The 15302-nt window shown below is 56.0% G+C and carries 17 protein-coding genes; 3 read left to right on the top strand and 14 right to left on the bottom strand.

Features of this window, described 5'->3' with window-relative positions:
- Nucleotide 1: 1 nt before the first annotated feature.
- Nucleotides 2–2560: a DEAD/DEAH box helicase gene (locus tag HXY31_RS07630; RefSeq protein WP_292641559.1), complete on the bottom strand. Its 2559-nt coding sequence runs from the start codon at nt 2558–2560 to the stop codon at nt 2–4.
- 27 nt (nt 2561–2587) lie between these two features.
- The gene (locus HXY31_RS07625) at nt 2588–3049 is read right to left on the bottom strand and encodes a hypothetical protein (protein WP_292641556.1); all 462 of its coding nucleotides are present in this window, start codon (nt 3047–3049) and stop codon (nt 2588–2590) included.
- A 150-nt stretch (nt 3050–3199) separates the two neighbouring features.
- On the opposite strand from HXY31_RS07625, the gene ppdK reads away from it, so the two are divergent.
- Together ppdK and HXY31_RS07615 are read left to right on the top strand one after the other, a co-directional pair.
- Nucleotides 3200–5863, top strand: a complete 2664-nt coding sequence (gene ppdK / locus HXY31_RS07620; protein WP_292641554.1) for a pyruvate, phosphate dikinase — start codon at nt 3200–3202, stop codon at nt 5861–5863.
- 33 nt (nt 5864–5896) lie between these two features.
- Nucleotides 5897–6064 (top strand): hypothetical protein, encoded by a 168-nt coding sequence (locus tag HXY31_RS07615; RefSeq protein ID WP_292641551.1) that lies wholly within the window; start codon nt 5897–5899, stop codon nt 6062–6064.
- Here HXY31_RS07615 and HXY31_RS07610 read toward each other — a convergent pair.
- Nucleotides 6050–6268: a C2H2-type zinc finger protein gene (locus HXY31_RS07610; protein WP_292641549.1), complete on the bottom strand. Its 219-nt coding sequence runs from the start codon at nt 6266–6268 to the stop codon at nt 6050–6052. The genes HXY31_RS07615 and HXY31_RS07610 overlap by 15 nt on opposite strands.
- Nucleotides 6265–6678 (bottom strand): hypothetical protein, encoded by a 414-nt coding sequence (locus HXY31_RS07605; protein WP_292641547.1) that lies wholly within the window; start codon nt 6676–6678, stop codon nt 6265–6267. Before HXY31_RS07605 ends, HXY31_RS07610 begins: the two co-directional genes overlap by 4 nt.
- Before the next feature lie 148 nt (nt 6679–6826).
- On the opposite strand from HXY31_RS07605, the gene HXY31_RS07600 reads away from it, so the two are divergent.
- Nucleotides 6827–7171: a P-II family nitrogen regulator gene (locus tag HXY31_RS07600; RefSeq protein WP_292641544.1), complete on the top strand. Its 345-nt coding sequence runs from the start codon at nt 6827–6829 to the stop codon at nt 7169–7171.
- Nucleotide 7172: 1 nt separating this feature from the next.
- Here the strand turns inward: HXY31_RS07600 and HXY31_RS07595 are convergent, their stop codons facing one another.
- The 10 genes from HXY31_RS07595 to HXY31_RS07550 form a co-directional block, all read right to left on the bottom strand.
- Nucleotides 7173–7307 carry a hypothetical protein gene (locus tag HXY31_RS07595; RefSeq protein ID WP_292641542.1) on the bottom strand — a complete coding sequence of 45 codons (135 nt, stop codon included), beginning with the start codon at nt 7305–7307 and terminating at the stop codon, nt 7173–7175.
- A 62-nt stretch (nt 7308–7369) separates the two neighbouring features.
- Entirely contained in the window at nt 7370–8233 is an 864-nt protein-coding gene (locus HXY31_RS07590; RefSeq protein WP_292641540.1) for a cation diffusion facilitator family transporter, read from the bottom strand.
- Nucleotides 8234–8317: 84 nt separating this feature from the next.
- Nucleotides 8318–8611, bottom strand: a complete 294-nt coding sequence (locus HXY31_RS07585; protein ID WP_292641538.1) for a hypothetical protein — start codon at nt 8609–8611, stop codon at nt 8318–8320.
- Between the two features lie 73 nt (nt 8612–8684).
- A complete protein-coding gene (locus tag HXY31_RS07580; RefSeq protein ID WP_292641535.1) occupies nt 8685–9029 on the bottom strand; it encodes a P-II family nitrogen regulator in 345 nt (114 codons plus the stop codon).
- 102 nt (nt 9030–9131) lie between these two features.
- Nucleotides 9132–9896 (bottom strand): SDR family oxidoreductase, encoded by a 765-nt coding sequence (locus tag HXY31_RS07575; RefSeq protein WP_292641532.1) that lies wholly within the window; start codon nt 9894–9896, stop codon nt 9132–9134.
- A 67-nt stretch (nt 9897–9963) separates the two neighbouring features.
- Entirely contained in the window at nt 9964–10920 is a 957-nt protein-coding gene (locus tag HXY31_RS07570) for a hypothetical protein (RefSeq protein WP_292641530.1), read from the bottom strand.
- Nucleotides 10917–11570: an HAD family phosphatase gene (locus HXY31_RS07565; protein WP_292641528.1), complete on the bottom strand. Its 654-nt coding sequence runs from the start codon at nt 11568–11570 to the stop codon at nt 10917–10919. Before HXY31_RS07565 ends, HXY31_RS07570 begins: the two co-directional genes overlap by 4 nt.
- Before the next feature lie 32 nt (nt 11571–11602).
- Nucleotides 11603–12019, bottom strand: coding sequence for a hypothetical protein (locus tag HXY31_RS07560; RefSeq protein ID WP_292641525.1), 417 nt, complete (start codon nt 12017–12019; stop codon nt 11603–11605).
- A 44-nt stretch (nt 12020–12063) separates the two neighbouring features.
- A complete protein-coding gene (gene lysS / locus HXY31_RS07555; RefSeq protein WP_292641523.1) occupies nt 12064–13686 on the bottom strand; it encodes a lysine--tRNA ligase in 1623 nt (540 codons plus the stop codon).
- Nucleotides 13687–15270 (bottom strand): tRNA uridine(34) 5-carboxymethylaminomethyl modification radical SAM/GNAT enzyme Elp3, encoded by a 1584-nt coding sequence (locus tag HXY31_RS07550; RefSeq protein WP_292641521.1) that lies wholly within the window; start codon nt 15268–15270, stop codon nt 13687–13689.
- Between the last annotated feature and the right edge of the window lie 32 nt (nt 15271–15302).

Raw genomic sequence — 15302 nt, 5'->3', positions numbered from 1 at the left:
CCTATACTAGCGCCCGCTCGCCTGCAATCTCCTCGCCTATCTCGGTTGCCTCGCCGCCGGCTATCCTTCTCATCACTTCTATTGCCGCCGGCTTGTGGAGATACTCGTTGTTGTTGCCGCACCTGTACGAGTAGGTGCACCGGGGACAGCCGCTCTCGCTTCTGCAGGGGCACTCTGACAGGATGGAAAGCGCCCTGCCAAACGCCCTGTCAAGGCGATCATAAAGGGCCTTGCTTGCTCCGTTTCCGCCTACGCTCCCGTCGTACACGAAAATGAGGCCCGACGAGCCAAGCGATATGCCGCCAAGATCCTGCGACGCGCCGCCTGTTATCATCGCGCTTCCTTCAATCACGACGTGCTCTGACGCGTGAAAGCCGGACATCTGCACGTACTCCTCGTCGTCTGCCTTTGACGACTCTCCAAGCGGGTGGGGCGCCCGGAACACAAAACCCTTTGTCATGAACTCAAATTCAAGCGGCTTTTCAAACAGCACCTTCTTGCCCTGCGCGACCTCCTGACCTATCTCAATGTTGGCGTAGCCCAGCACCTTCTTGTCTATCTTTAGCGAGCAGTACGCCACTTCTATACCAAAGACCTTCTTTCGTTCGTAGACCTCGATTATGGAAGGCCACTCGTCAGTAAGCGCCTTTGTGTAGTACGGGTAGTCGCCAGGCAGCACTTCAAGCTCTGCAAACGGCTGCCTGTTTTTTTCAAAGTGAAGTTCCTTTACGCGGTAGCGCCTGCCTGCAAGGAAGTAGACGGCGTTGCTGTGCAGCTCTTCAAGTGCCTGCGGAAGCGACCTGTCGCCTACAATCTTGCCTGCGAGCTTGATGTCGACCCTGCTTCCGATGCCGCGGATGCTGTACTCCTTCAGGTACTCCCTCGCCCTTCTCAGGTCTGCAGAGAATCTGTTGTTTGCAGATGTTATCATGCCTTTTGAGACCAGCTTTTGCAGCGTGTCCCACACGGGCTTTGACTCGGCCATAGAAATCGCCCTGTCGCACGCCATCGCAAGCACCTGGTATTCCATCACAAACGGGTTCTCGGGGTCGGTGTAGGCGTGCTCCTGGTCTGACAAATAGTCGTCGGGGTGGGACTTGTAGTACTGGCTTATCGGGTCGTTGCCAAGCGCAAGGAATGCATAGCCTTGCTGGCCGCGCCTTGCGGCCCTGCCTATTCTCTGCACCAGCCTGTTTACCGGGACGATGTTTGACACTATGGCGTCGACGTCGCCTATGTCAAGCCCAAGTTCAAGCGTGGGCGTCGCAGATATCGCAGAGAGTTGTCCTGACTTGAACATCGCCTCGACCTCTGCGCGGGCCTTGGCGGTGAGGCCGGCCCTGTGCACCCTGATGCTGACGCCCTGCCTTGCCGCGTAAAACGCCGTCAGCTCGGCGCCGAGGTGGGAGCCGGAAAACGCTATCGTCCTGTGCTTTTCCTCTGCAGAAGCCTTGACGAGGTCCATTGTCAGCGACCTCCTTGACCTGAGCGACGGAAAGATTATCGCAAGGTGTATCCTGCCACGCCTGCCCCTGCCCTGCACCACTTCCATCTTTCTGCCAAACAGCACCCGGCAGAACTCGCCGGCGTTTGGCAATGTCGCCGAAGCTGCAACTATCTGCATCGTGCCGGCAAGCCTCTCGAGCCTCTTGATGATGTGGTGCACGTTTGCGCCAAACACGCCGGTGTAGACGTGCGCCTCGTCGACTATCAGGAACCTTGCGGTGTGGAGCGAGCGGGAAAACGTGGTCCTGTGCATCATGTGGTAGTGCAGCACGTCAAAGTTTGTCACAAGTATGTCTGGAAGGTGCTCAAGGAACCTTGAGCGCTCTGCGTCGGGCGTGTCGCCGTCAAGCACCGCGGCCCTTACCCCAAGAGGCTCTGCAAGCTCCCTTATCTTTGGCAGCTGGTCGCGAGAGAGCGCTTTTGTAGGGTACACAAAGATGGCACGTATCACACCTTTGTCCTTTCGGAGAGGGCCGTCGCGCAGGATCACCTCTCCTATTTTTTCCAAAACAGGTATACAGAACGCCTCGGTCTTGCCCGACGCGGTGGGCGCAGTCACTACCACGTCGCGCCCTTGCAGGATCTTTTTCACGGCGTCCTCCTGGAATTTGTACAGCTTTTCGATGCCCTTTCCTGCAAGGACCTGCGAAATTGCAGGGTCTACCGGCAGGCCTTCTACAGGCGAGCCGTACTCTGGCGGCGGCTCCTCCATGGTGCGCAGGTCTACTATGAAATCCTGTTCAGAGCGCATGATGCCTTCAAGGAGCGGATCGCCTTCTGCCTTTGCGGATTTCAAGAACGCGTCTATCTCTTTCTTTGGCCTGACAATCTTTTCCTGCTCCATGAGGAGCCTCAGGTCGTCGGCGCTTGCAGCCCCTCCGCTTTCGTATTTATCAAGAAAGTCCAGGTACGCCTCGTCGGCGCTTGGCTGCTGGGGAACTATGGCGCATACCTTGCACCTGGAACAGCGAAATATCAGCCGGCCGTCAAACATCCTGTCTGCCGCAACTGAATGCTGTGACTGGCAGGCGGGGCACCGGTAGCTGTTTGCCACGGAGCCGGCGCGCTTTTGCGGGATAAATTACTTGCGCTGGCTCACGTCCTTTGGGACCGGCTTTGCGATGCTCCTTGCGACTATTGAAAACACGATGCCGATGCCTGTTGCAGAGGTCGCAAGCCACAGGACATAATTGCCTGCGTCCACGATTCCGCCCTGCATCATCTCTATGACAAGCGCAACTATTATCGTGATTATCCCCTGCCCTATCCCTATGATAACCAGTACCTTGCCACCTGTTATGTGGTTCTTGAGAAACAAGAGCGCGCCTGCAAGCACGGCAAATCCTCCAAGCTGCGCGACGAGCGCAAGGATGTTGATGGGGATGGCGGCGACCTGCCACACCTCCTGCGACGTGTTCTGCTGGATGCCCGACTCGACTGCGCGGTATATGCCGAGGTTGACGCTGTAGCCTGACACGATGAACAGTATCGCAGACGCTATCCCTAGCCCTCCTGCAACCCTGTTCCTGTTGGAATTGGTCATTTCACAGCCCGCCCAAGACGCGCCCTTGCCGAAAAACAGAAATTTTCTTTTTTAACGTTTTTGGTAGCCCGCACTATAAGTTTGCTCTGCCGCGTCGCCGGCCTTGCGCGCACAACGTTTTAAACCAGCGCCGGCGGAGCAATACCCGAATTGAGCAGCGCCATCCCAAAGCCCATCTACTTCTTTGATGAGGCCGACGGCAAGGACCGGGCGCTCCTTGGCGGCAAGGGCGCGGGGCTAGCGGAGATGACAAAGCTCGGCCTTCCTGTCCCGCCGGGGTTCATAATAACAACTGACATCTGCGAAAAGTTCTACGAGGCCGGCAGGCACATGCCCGACGGGCTGATGGACGAGGTCCGCAAGTCCATAAGAAAGCTTGAAGTCATGACGGGCAAGAAGTTCGGCGGGGCTGAAAACCCGCTGCTCGTGTCGGTGCGGTCAGGCGCCGCAGTCTCGATGCCGGGCATGATGGACACCATCCTTGATTTGGGTCTGAACGACGAGACCGTCGAGGGGCTTGCGAAAAACACGGACGCAAGGTTTGCCTGGGACTCGTACAGGCGCTTTGTCCAGATGTTTGGCAAGATTGTTCTTGGGATAGACGACAGGCAGTTTGAAAAGGCGATGGCAGGCACAGACCTGAACGACGACAAGTCGCTTCGAAAACTCACGGCCGCTTTCAAGTCGCTCTGCGAAAAGGGCGGCAGGAAATTCCCGGCAGACCCCTACAGGCAGCTGGAGCTTGCAATCAACGCCGTTTTCATGTCGTGGACCGGCAAGCGCTCGACGGAGTTCCGCCGCCAGCACGGCATAACGCCGGAAATGGCAAACGGCACGGCAGTTGCGGTGGTCGCCATGGTGTTTGGCAACATGGGGCCAGACAGTGCCACCGGCGTCGTCTTTACCCGCGATCCCGTTACCGGCGAGAAAAAGATCTACGGCGACTATTTGACAAACGCGCAGGGAGAAGACGTCGTGTCAGGCAAGGCAAACCCGAGCCACATAGACCAGATGGAAAAAGAGCTTCCAGATGCCTACAGGCAGCTGGCCGAGGTGTGCGAGAAGCTTGAGAACCACTTTAGAGAGTGCCAGCACACCGAGATAACAATAGAGCGCGGGAAACTGTACATGCTGCAGACAAGGACCGCGAAAATGAGTGCTGTTGCAAGCGTCAAGACATCAGTTGACATGTACCACGAAGGGCTCCTGGGCAAGACGGAGGCTCTGCAGAGGATAGACCCGGAAGGACTGGAGCAGGCGCTCTACCCTAGGATTGAAAGCGCAAAGCACAGGGCCATTGCCACCGGGATCCCGGCGTCGCCCGGCGCGGCTTCAGGCGTGGCTGTGTTTGACTCTTCGCGGGCAGAGACGCTTGCAAGGCACGGCAACAGGGTGATACTTGTCATGAAGGAGATAAAGCCCGACGACGTCTCGGCGTTCAGACTCTGCGCAGGCATACTGACAAGCAGCGGGGGCAAGACCTCGCACCCTGTCGTGGTCGCAAGGGGCATGGGAAAACCATGCGTCGCAAGCTGCACCCCGATAGAGATAGACCCCGAGGGCAAGCGCTTTTCCATAGACGGCAGGGTAGCGGTGTCAGAGGGCCAGACAATAACCATCGACGGCTCGACTGGCAGGGTGTACGTGGGCGAGGTGCCTACCTCAAAGGCAGAGATCTCGTCGGAATTCAAGGAAATCCTCCAGTGGGCGTCAGAGATGAAAGTCATAAAGATCCGCGCAAACGCCGACACGCCGGAAAACGCCGCGCTTGCAAGAAAGTACGGCGCCGAAGGCATAGGACTGTGCAGGACCGAGTGGATGTTCAACCAGCACGAAAGGCGCGCGCTATTTGCCAGGATGGTGATGGCTGAAAGCGACTCGGATCGCAGGAAGGCACTTTCAGACCTTGAGCGCCTGCAGCGGTCCGACTTTAAGTCGATATTTAAAGAGATGCAGGGCCTGCCCGTGACCATACGGCTGCTCGACCCTCCGCTTCACGAGTTTTTGCCGAAAGAGGAGGACCTGATGATGCAGATATTTGAGCTAAAGTCAGAAGGCGGGCCGAAAGCGGAAAAGGGGATGCTAGAGCGCGAAAAGATGCTCAGGCGCGTGCACGAACTGTCCGAGATAAACCCGATGCTCGGACACCGGGGCATAAGAGTTGGCATCACGTTTCCCGAGATCTACGAGATGCAGATCCGCGCAATATGCGAGGCTGCGGCAGAGCTGACAAAGGAAGGCGTGAGGGTTGAGCCGCAGGTGATGGTGCCGCAGGTGGGCATGGTAAACGAGCTTGCGACCATCAGGCACATGTTCGAGTCTGTCAAGCGCGAGGTCGAGCACCGGCACAAGGTCAAGCTCAAGATGATGTTTGGCAGCATGATAGAAGTCGTGAGGGCGTGCCTGCTTGCAGACGAGATAGCGCACGTCGCAGATTTCTTGAGCTTTGGCACAAACGACCTGACTCAGGCGACGTTCAGTTTCAGCAGGGAGGACGCGGAGGGCAAGTTCCTGCCGGTCTACCTTGAAAAGCGCATAATTTCCGCAAACCCGTTCCAGACGCTTGACAGCAAGGGCGTGGGCAGGCTGATGGCAATGACAGTCGAGTCTGCAAGGAAGGTCAAGAAGGACATGGAAGTCGGGATCTGCGGCGAGCACGGCGGCGACCCGCGCTCTATAGAGCTGTGCGCAAGGATGGGCCTCGACTACGTCAGCGCCTCGTCGCACAGGATACCGATCGCCATACTTGCCGCGGCGCAGTCGGCCATAAGGGGAAGCAGGGAGACCAAGCTTTCGAGATTCTTGGCCGATTAAAGCTTAAAATGTGGGCCGGGGCACGCTTTCCCTATGTCTGAAAGTTCCTCCGCCGCAAACGTCACGTACGAGTGCATGCGCTGCGGAACGCCGGTCACGGTTGAAGAGCTGTCGAGGCTTCCTGAGATAAAGTGCATCTGCGGGTTTCGAGTTTTCCGCAAGGCCAGGCCGCCTATAGTAAAACAGCTAAAGGCCATCTGACCTTTTTCTTTCGTCCACCTGCCGGTTGTACGAGTGGAACTTTTTTGCGTGGTCGCGCATCTGCTCCATCCCCTCAAAGCCCATGCCGCACTTTTCGCATAAATACAGCCTGCTTTCGTGGGCCAGCATCTGGTGGTGCATGAGCTCCTCCACCTTGCCGAATTTCCTGCCGCACTTGTCACACTCGTGCTTTTTGAATATCATTTCTGGGCGTTCCTCACGTCCCAGCACTTGCGGCACATCTGCCCCTGTATCTTCCATGCAGGCTTGGGGTTGTAACGCACAAACCCTATCTTTGTCCCGCACACGGCGCAAAAGTTCAGCTTTTTGTTGTACTCGGCGTCCTTTTTGTTAAAGCAGGGCTGGCACAAGAGAGTCCCGGCCTCCATCTCCCACTGCCACCGGGGCTTGACTGCGATGTCGCCAAGGTCTGCCTTGCAGACGGCACACCTGTCCGTGCTCTGGCTTTTCATGGCAAACTCTTTGGTCTTTTCTATGTGGCAGTCGCTGCACAGGTACCCTTCCATGTTCCACTCTTCGCTTGGCTTGTACTTGTGCTTCAGCTCCTTCTTGCAGACGGCGCAGAAGAGTGGCTTTTTGCCAAAGAGACCCAACGCGTCTTTTTCGGCTGGACGGGTACAAAAAGTATGCGAGCAAAAACGGTCAAAATATTCCAATTGTGACAAATATGACATAATTTATTGCGGTATGTGCACAATATTTTAATAAAAGACCTGCATAGCGCAAGCAGGTACTCAAATTATGAAGAGAATAGAAGCAGTAGTCCCAAGCGCGCGTCTGGAAAGGGCGTTTGCAGCACTCAAGGAACTGGACCTGGGAGGAATCACCTACTTTGAGTCAAAGGGAAGGGGAGAGATCCCGCGCCAGAAGGTTCACTCTGGGAGGGGAACTAGCACCTACACGCCCGAGTTCAACGTCAACTCGACCATAGTGGTGGTTGTGCCCGACTCGATGGCTGACAAGGTGATAGACAAGATACTGGAAAGCACCAGCTCCGGGCTCAAGGGAGAGGGCAAAATATTTGTCTCCAACATCGACGACGTTGTCGACGTGGGGACGAAAAAGCGCGGGGAATCGGCACTATAGCCTAGTTGCCGGCCAGCTCCTCGATTGCCTGGCTTGCGTTGAGCATGCCCTTTTTCTTGGCATACTCTTCCACCAACTTCAGCTGCTCGGGAGTAAAGCATACCGGCATGGTCCTCTTATCGTGTTCTGTGTGCATGGCAGATACTAAAGCCGGCGAGATTATAAAACTTTCGAGAAGTTCTGGCGCAAACCTGTTGCTCAGGCGGGCCGGGGGATTACAACCGTTTCTTCTGTCTCAAACTCTTTCTCGACTGACTCTTGGATCTTTTTGGTCAAGGCATGAACCTCGTCAAGCGTCATCTTGCTTTCAAGAACCACGTGCACCTGGGCGGAAAACGCGTGCCCTAGTGGCCTTATTCGCACCTGCTCGACTGCGACGCCAAAGTTCTTCCTTACGTACGTGATTATCTGCTCCTGCAGCTTTGGATTTTCCACCGCGTCGACAAGGACAAGGGTGGATTCTTTGAACGCGCTGTACGCCATGTAAAATATGTAGCCTGCTATCATGATGCTGCCAACAGAGTCCATGTGCGGGATGCCAAAGTATCCTGCTAGGACCGTGCTCAGGCCCACAAAGGACGCAGTGCCGTCTTTGATAGAGTTCTTTGCGTCAAGGTTCAACGAGATGAGGTCGTATTTCTTGGCGATCTTTCTCACCTTGAAAGCCCTGTGAAGCGAGATGGCGCCCGCGCCAACAAGCGTCAGCATGGTTATCTCGGGGTTTACGACCTCGACAGGGTTGAGGAACCGCTCGTAGGCGTGGTAGACTATGAACGCGCCCAGTATGATAATGACGACCGCCGCAACGAACGCGGCAAAGCTTTCTATCTTGGTGTAGCCGAACGGGAACTTTTTGCTCTTTGGCTTGTGCAGCATCCCGATTCCAAGCCAGACGATGAACGAGACGAGCGCGTCGGCAAGCGAGTCAAAGCCGTCCGCAGCAAGGGTCAGACTGCCGGTCGTGGTGGAAATGACGATCTCTCCAATTCCTATCCCTAGCAGTGTCCAAACGGAGACCCATGCAGCGCGTCTTCCTTCCTCGAAGACTTTGGTCTTGTCCAATAATCGACCGGTACCCGGGAGGCTGTTTTACCCTCTAATTAGCTTTTACGGATGCAGTTTCTGGCATACATGCCAGGCAGCAGACTAGTCGGCCATGATAGCCTTGTGAATCTCTGGCAGGCGCCTCAGTATCGCGCTGTTTATTTCGTCCACCTCCTCGCCGTTCATTGTGCGCTTGTGGGTGAGGTTCCAGAACGTGGTTATGGACATCATTATGCGCCCATAAGTCACGCCAAGCACGAAATCCTGCTCGCTTGATATACGAAAACTCGACTTCATCGCCGGCGCCCTGAAAATCTGGGCCGTGTCCGGGACCAGCTTGACGGCCTGGTCTATCGTCTGTTCAACCGCTCCCCTTGTTGGTGGATCCAATCCCATGCCCACTATTTGGGCGCATCGCACTTTAAACTATCGAAGCCCGACAGAAATCCGGGCGCGGAGAAAAAAGAGCCTAGAGCGCCGCGTCGCCCTTTTCCTTGCTCCCGATGTCGTACGCTTCTGCCACGTCAAAGACAAACACTTTGCCGTCCGACGCAGAGCCGGTGCTTATCTTCTTGATGATGTCGTCAATTATCGGCTTGACAAGCGAGTCGGCGACGAGCACCTCTATCTTGGTGCGAAATCCAAACTCCGGCACGTACCGCATGACGCCCCTCCCGACAGAGACGGGCTCCCTTTTGGCCCTGCCCCTGCCCTTGATGTCGTAAAATGACATGCCCCCGACCTTGTGGTTGTGGAGGATCTCGTTGACTTCCCCGAGGCGCTCGTGCGGGATGATAATGTCAAGTCTCTTCATACCACACCTAGCGTAGCCCAAAAGTAATAAGGGTTTCTGGCAGTCGTTAAAATTACGATATTATCATAAATTACGATATTTATGATAAAGGGATTGAGGCGGTCACTGCTTTGCCGTGATGCCGCCGTCCACCATCAATACCGTGCCTGTCACCCACTTTGCGTCGTCGGAGCACAGGTATGATACTGCACCTGCGATGTCGTCGGGCTCGCCGACTCGGCGCAGCGGGAATGCCGACTCGAGCATCCTCTTGGCGTTCTCGTCCTGCAGGTACGGCTCTATCAGCGAACTCCGTATGGTTGATGGGCAGATGCAGTTTGAGCGGATGCCGTGCGGCCCGTACTCGACTGCGATGCTCTTTGTGAACATGATGACGCCGGCCTTTGTCGTGCCGTAGACCGCAAGCGGGACGTTGGGTATTGATCGTATGCCGAGCACCGACGAGATGTTGACGATGCTCCCGCTCTTTTGCTTCATCATTATGGGGATGGCCGCCTTTGTCATCTGGAAGGTCCCTATCAGGTTGGTGTCGACAAGCTCGTTCCACTTGTCGTCTGTCATCTCGTGGAACGCGACGGGGTCGTTGATTGTGCCGGCGTTGTTGACAAGGATGTCCACTCGGTCAAACGACGAAATGGTCTGCTCCATCGCGCTGAGGACCTCCGCCTCCTTGGTGATGTCGGCGGCAAAGGTCAGGGTGTTTTTCTTGTCGCCGGCCTCCTTTGCTGCCTTGTTCAGCTTCTCGATGTTCCGGCCTATCAGAACCACCTTGCACCCCTCAGATGCCAGCCTCTTTGTAATGACACTGCCCACGCCGCCGCCCGCGCCCGTCACTACGGCCACCTTGCCCTTCAATCCACCAGCCATAATGCACTGTATTTCGATGTCTGTTCTTTTAAAGTATTTGTGGGCGTGAATTCTGTAGCCAGATAGTTCACAGTATTTGACTTACTGCCTTTGACACCGCGGCTTCAAGCTCTGCAACAACGGCGCTCCTGTTTTCCGGGTCGCTTGAAAAAGTCGCGCCGGCGGCATAGTCGTGGCCGCCGCCTTCAGGCAGGTTTGCCGCGACTGCCCTGCACGAGACCCTGCCGTTGTTCCTGCGTATGCTCACCTTGCCCTTGCCACTGTAAAACATGGCAAGGTCTGCGCCGGTGACGGCAAACACCTCCTCTGAAAAGAGGCTGCTCTGCAAATATTGCGATGTCGGGACGTAGGCCACCTTGACGCCAGCAGTCTCCTTCACCTCGGTGACGGCAAGCACCTGCACCCTCGCCTCGTCGCGCAGCTTTTCATACCTGACATAGTCGCTCTGCATGTCGGCGTCCCAGAGTATCCCTCTTGCGGACTTGTGTGCCAGGTCCGTCATGCGCTCGTAAAAGTCCGGCAGGGTCTGGTAGTATTTTATCATCTCAGTTATTGGAGTAAGATACTGGTCCTTTGTGAAAAAATCCATCGTGTGGGCCATGCTTGCAAGTTTTGCCGCCAGGTCGTTTTCCGGAAGCAGCCTTTCGTGCATCAGGTCTGCCGCGCATTTCCTGCCCGACGCGTCGTGCACAAGCTCGCCGTATTTCTTTACCGTGTCTATTGCAGCCTGAGACCACGGGTGGTGGTCGACCCACATTATCTGCCAGCCGTTGCGCACCGCGTCTGAAAACACCTGGTCGCAGGTCTCTATCGTGTCGTCGTTGAGCCCGAGGTCGGCCACAATGACTAACCCGCGCTCTTTGCTGTAGTGCGTGGCCGAGTAGACAAAGTTGCCCATCTTTTCAAAGTTCTCCCTGCCGTAGCCCAAAAACACGGTCATCGCCTGCGGATACCGTATCAGCCCGATTGCAGCCGAGTACAGCCCGTCGAGGTCAGACTCGTGCGAGAATATCATTACCTTCATTCGTTACAGAGGTTTTTGAGCAGACCCTTTAATGAACTTGTTTTTTCAAAAATCCTGTCCTGCGGAACTATGCCGGCAAAGTCTGACCGGACTAAAAGCGTGCTGTTTAACACAACGTAGCACGGAATTCCTGCAGTAGCAGCGGCCTTTGCGCCCAGCGGCGCGTTTTCGACCACGACTGCCTGCGCCGGCTCGACGCGCAGCTTGGAAAGCGCTGTCACAAACGCAAGCGGGTCGGGCTTGCCCCTACCAATGTCGTCTGCCGTGACCACGGCGTCAAAGTTTTCCTTGCCAACTATATCGTCTAAGAACGACTCGACGTCGTGCCTGTTTGAACCTGACACGACTGCCTTGGCGCACTTTATCTCCTGCATCATTTCCCTCACGCCCTCAAACGGCCTTGGCCGGTCCATGCCCTTGAAGATGCGGTCCTTTTCCCTCATGACGGGAGCGGCAAGGGACCTGTCGGTGCCGTTCTCTGCAAATACCCTCTCGACAAGCTCTGCTCCGCGCATGCCTTCCAGGACATAAAGCAGGCGCCGGTCTATTTTGATGCCGGCAACGTTTTGAAACGCCTGCACCCACGACAGCGAGTGCGACGGCATCGAGTCCACGAGCACCCCGTCCAGGTCAAAGATAACAGCGTGCACATAGCGTGGTTGATTTACGCGTAATAAATGTGTCAGCGGTACCTTTCCATCCAGTCGTCGCTTCTGTAGTCGTCAGGGTTGAGCTTGAACCCGCGCGCCTGCTCGTGCGGCACGTCGCTCAGCTTCAGGTTGTACTTCAATTTCTTTTTCCCAAACTGCTTGTCGAGCCAGATCACGAACCTGTTCTCTAGGTCGTTGGCCTCCTGCTTCTGTATGTCAGGGTAGAGGTCTAAAAGCACACCAACAAAGTCCGGGTCGAAATAGATGTAGAAAAAGTCCCATCCGAGGTACTTTTTGCCCACCGACGAGCACTCGATGTTGCCCTTTGTCCGGGCGCCCTGCTCAAGAGTCTCAAGGAAGGCGATTATCTTGGGCCTTTCCTGCTCAAAGTTGACGCACGAGCCGCTCACCACTATCATTGGCGGCTTTTCGGCTGAACGCCGGTTCATCTATGAAAAATGGACACTCTTGGGTATATAACCTTCCCGGGCCGCTACAGGTATCTCTTGAGCACGGCTGCGACGCGCTCGGCGCCAAGGTCGAGGAAATAGTTGCCTATCCTCGGGCCCCTCTCCGCGTTCAGGAACATCCTGTACAGCAATGTAAACAGCTCCTTTGGCTCCATCCCGTTTGACCTCGCGGTGTCAAACACCCTTGACTGGAGCGCCTTGGCGCTGTCCGGCGTTTCCTGGACATTTGCATATTCGCCAACTATGTCTATCAGCTGCTGGACTGCTTTGCGCTGGCTGTCTGACAGCTGCACCTCGAATTTTTCATCGGTTGCAAGGTTGTCGTCGGCCCAGCTTGCGGCAAGCGCTATCCTGTTCATCAGGTCGCTGCTCTTTTCTTTTGCCATGCCGTACTTTACGAGGCGCGCAAAGACCTTCTCGTTCCTGTCGGGGTCGCCGGGGTATATCGACGCCTGCTGCGCCAGAAAGCGATAAAGCGCGTGCTGCGCCGGCTTGGCCGGCGGCTGGAGCTTGTTGATGTACTCGTATATCCCCTTCAGCTTGGCAAGTTTTGCCGGGTTTTCTTCCTTTATTTTTCCGAAATACACGTCTTCGTAATAGTCGTACTCGTCCATGAGCGCCGGCACGTCGTCGACTCCTACGTGGCGCGTGCCTGCTATGCGCTTGAACAAAAGAAGCAGTATAGACTCGGGCGAGCCGTACTTTAGCCACATCTGCGGCGTGAAAACGTTGCCTGCGGACTTGCTTATCTTCTTGCCCGACTTGTCCAGAAACATCTCGTATTTCACGTGCAGCGGGTGCGGGTGGCCCAGTATCTCGTCGCAGACCCAGTCGTTTACGCGCACCGAGTCCATGATGTCCTTGCCGTACGCCTCGAACCTGATGTCAAACGCCTGCCACCTTGCGGCAAACTCGACCTTCCACGCAAGCTTGCCCTCGCCCTTTGTGATGTCTGCCTCGCCGCGGTGGCCGCAGCCCGCAACTTCCTGCTTGCCTATCCTGCTCCCCTTGCAGGTGTAGAGCACCTTCTTTTCTGAAGGCAGGTACTTTTCCGTGCTTGCTGTATACAGCCTGCCGCAGTTTGAGCAGACCGGGAAATAGGGGAGCACGCTCACGTACTTGTCCTGGCCCACAAACTCGGCAATCTTTTTGCCGAGCCTCTCGCTGTTTTGCAAAATAGTGTCAATCTGCTTTACCAGCTTGCCCGACTTGTATGCCTCGCGGCCGCTCTGGAACCTGTATTTCACGCCCACCCTGTCAAGCCCGTCGAGGAGCAGGCTGCTCATGTGCGCGCCGTAGGACGCGTGGCAGTCGCCAAAGGGGTCCGGGATTTCTGACACGGGCCTTGCGATGTGCTGTGATAGCCAGTCTGGCAGTCCGGCAGGGATCTTGCGCAGGCCGTCCATGTCGTCTGAATAGGCGATAAGCTCTGCATTGTAGCCCATGTTCTTTAGCGCAAGCGCAATCCCGTATGCTCTAACAGCGTCGCCCATGCTGCCTATGTGGGGTATCCCTGACGCGCCAAGGCCGCTTTCCACCCTTATCATGTCCAGCTTGCGGCCGAGCCTCTGGTCGCGCTTTACAAGCGTGTCTGCAAGCTTGTCAAGCCATGTTCCCTTGCCAATCAGTATCTGTTCTTCTTCCATCTAGAGCACCTTTGAGACGTAAGGCCCGTCTTGACGGTATCCCAGTTGTTTTTTATAGTATTCCCTCGTCCCCACCGCGCTTATGACTGCAAGCTTGCTGACGCCCATCTCGTCCCTTGCTATCCTTTCAGCTTCTCGCATAAGTTTCATTCCATATCCCCTGTGCTGCATCGACGCGTCATCGGCTTCAAGGCCGACGCTGATGGCCTGGCCGTACACGTGTAGCTCGCGGACTATGGCCGAGCCGGCTAGCTCCTTCCTGTGCGGGTTTGCGACTTTGCGCAGGCGCAAGAACCCTAAAAGCGTCCTGCCGTCGCGGCTTTCAAAGGAAAGAAAAGTTTCCTGACCTGATGAAGCGACGTAATCGTGTCGCTTTAGCACGACATCTTTGGCTTCGGGATAACGCTTCTGCAGGCCGGCTTCCCTGCACCTTATGCACCGGCACTCGTGCCCGTCCTCATGGAGTTTTTGCAGGACCAGCTGGCGCAGGTTCCCACTCTTTGGCCCCGCTATGATGTCTGCAGACTCGATCTCGCGCTGGACGCGCATTATCCTGACATAGTCCGGGACTATTTTTTTCATCTCTGCTATGACGCTCACAAGATCATTGTCAGAATATGCCCGGTATTTTCCGCTCTGGTGCATTTTGTACAATCCTGTATTCTGCAGCACAAGCGTCGGGTACACCTTGAGCATGTCGGGCCTGAGCGCGTCGTCGCTGAACAGCCGCTGGAAATCTTTTATGTCTTGCTCAGGCGACGAGCCCGGAAGCCCTGGCATCATGTGAGCCACTATCTTGTAGCCGGCCTCCCGAGCTATCCTGAATGAATCTACAACATCTGCAAACGTGTGGCCGCGGTTTACGAGTTTGTAGACGTCGTCACTGAGCGACTGGACGCCTATCTCGACCCTCGTTACGCCGAGCTCAAGCATCAGGTCGACGTGCGGCTCCTTGCAATAGTCCGGCTTTGTCTCGACTGTAAAGCCGACGCAGCGGTTCTGTGCCGTCTCGTTTGCAAGCATCGCGCCTGCAAGGCTTGGCGACACGCAGCCGTTGAGCGCGTCGTAGCAGCCTTTGGCAAAACTACGCTGATAATCCTGTGGCATGAAGGGGAACGTGCCTCCGACTATGACAATCTCTGACTTGCCGGTGTCGTGCCCCCTTGCCTGCAGCTGATGCAGTTTCGACGATGCCTGCTCGTAAGGGTCAAAGGAGAATTTCTGCGCGGCCTTTGTCGCCGGCTCGGTGCCGGTGTAGCTAAGTGGCGTGTTGAACTCGATGCCTCCGGGGCAGTACACGCACCTGCCGTGCGGGCACTCAAACGGCTTGGGCATGACAGTCACGACTGCGACGCCTGACGCGGTCTTTGCCGGTTTTACCATCAGCATCCTTCGGTACCCGCTGTTCTTTGGTAGACATGCCAGGATGTGCTCGTTTTTTGGCATCGTCTCAAGGCCGTAGGCAGAAGACACTTCTCTCACTATTTTCCACACGTCGCCGGCAGACAGCTCCTGCCCTGCCAGCCTGCCAGCTATGGCGGCGCAGGCCTTCTGGTAGTTGTCAGGTCCGGGGACTGCCAGCAATGTCTGTCAAAATCGTCCCCGTTCGCATATTA

Source organism: Nitrososphaera sp. (assembly GCF_013388945.1).
In the GTDB taxonomy this organism is placed as follows: domain Archaea; phylum Thermoproteota; class Nitrososphaeria; order Nitrososphaerales; family Nitrososphaeraceae; genus Nitrososphaera.
The sequence above is the reverse complement of the archived record's forward strand: the minus strand, read 5'-3'. Positions and strand labels throughout refer to the sequence as shown.

Excerpts from the sequence above, each read along its gene's own strand:
- HXY31_RS07600 (WP_292641544.1), top strand. The coding sequence starts at position 6,827 with ATGAAGAGAATAGAAGCAGTAGTCCCAAGCGCGCGTCTGGAAAGGGCG.
- HXY31_RS07560 (WP_292641525.1), bottom strand. The coding sequence starts at position 12,019 with ATGAACCGGCGTTCAGCCGAAAAGCCGCCAATGATAGTGGTGAGCGGC.
- HXY31_RS07615 (WP_292641551.1), top strand. The coding sequence starts at position 5,897 with ATGTCTGAAAGTTCCTCCGCCGCAAACGTCACGTACGAGTGCATGCGC.
- HXY31_RS07585 (WP_292641538.1), bottom strand. The coding sequence starts at position 8,611 with ATGGGATTGGATCCACCAACAAGGGGAGCGGTTGAACAGACGATAGAC.
- HXY31_RS07575 (WP_292641532.1), bottom strand. The coding sequence starts at position 9,896 with ATGGCTGGTGGATTGAAGGGCAAGGTGGCCGTAGTGACGGGCGCGGGC.
- HXY31_RS07580 (WP_292641535.1), bottom strand. The coding sequence starts at position 9,029 with ATGAAGAGACTTGACATTATCATCCCGCACGAGCGCCTCGGGGAAGTC.
- HXY31_RS07625 (WP_292641556.1), bottom strand. The coding sequence starts at position 3,049 with ATGACCAATTCCAACAGGAACAGGGTTGCAGGAGGGCTAGGGATAGCG.
- HXY31_RS07610 (WP_292641549.1), bottom strand. The coding sequence starts at position 6,268 with ATGATATTCAAAAAGCACGAGTGTGACAAGTGCGGCAGGAAATTCGGC.
- HXY31_RS07570 (WP_292641530.1), bottom strand. The coding sequence starts at position 10,920 with ATGAAGGTAATGATATTCTCGCACGAGTCTGACCTCGACGGGCTGTAC.
- HXY31_RS07595 (WP_292641542.1), bottom strand. The coding sequence starts at position 7,307 with ATGCACACAGAACACGATAAGAGGACCATGCCGGTATGCTTTACTCCC.
- lysS (WP_292641523.1), bottom strand. The coding sequence starts at position 13,686 with ATGGAAGAAGAACAGATACTGATTGGCAAGGGAACATGGCTTGACAAG.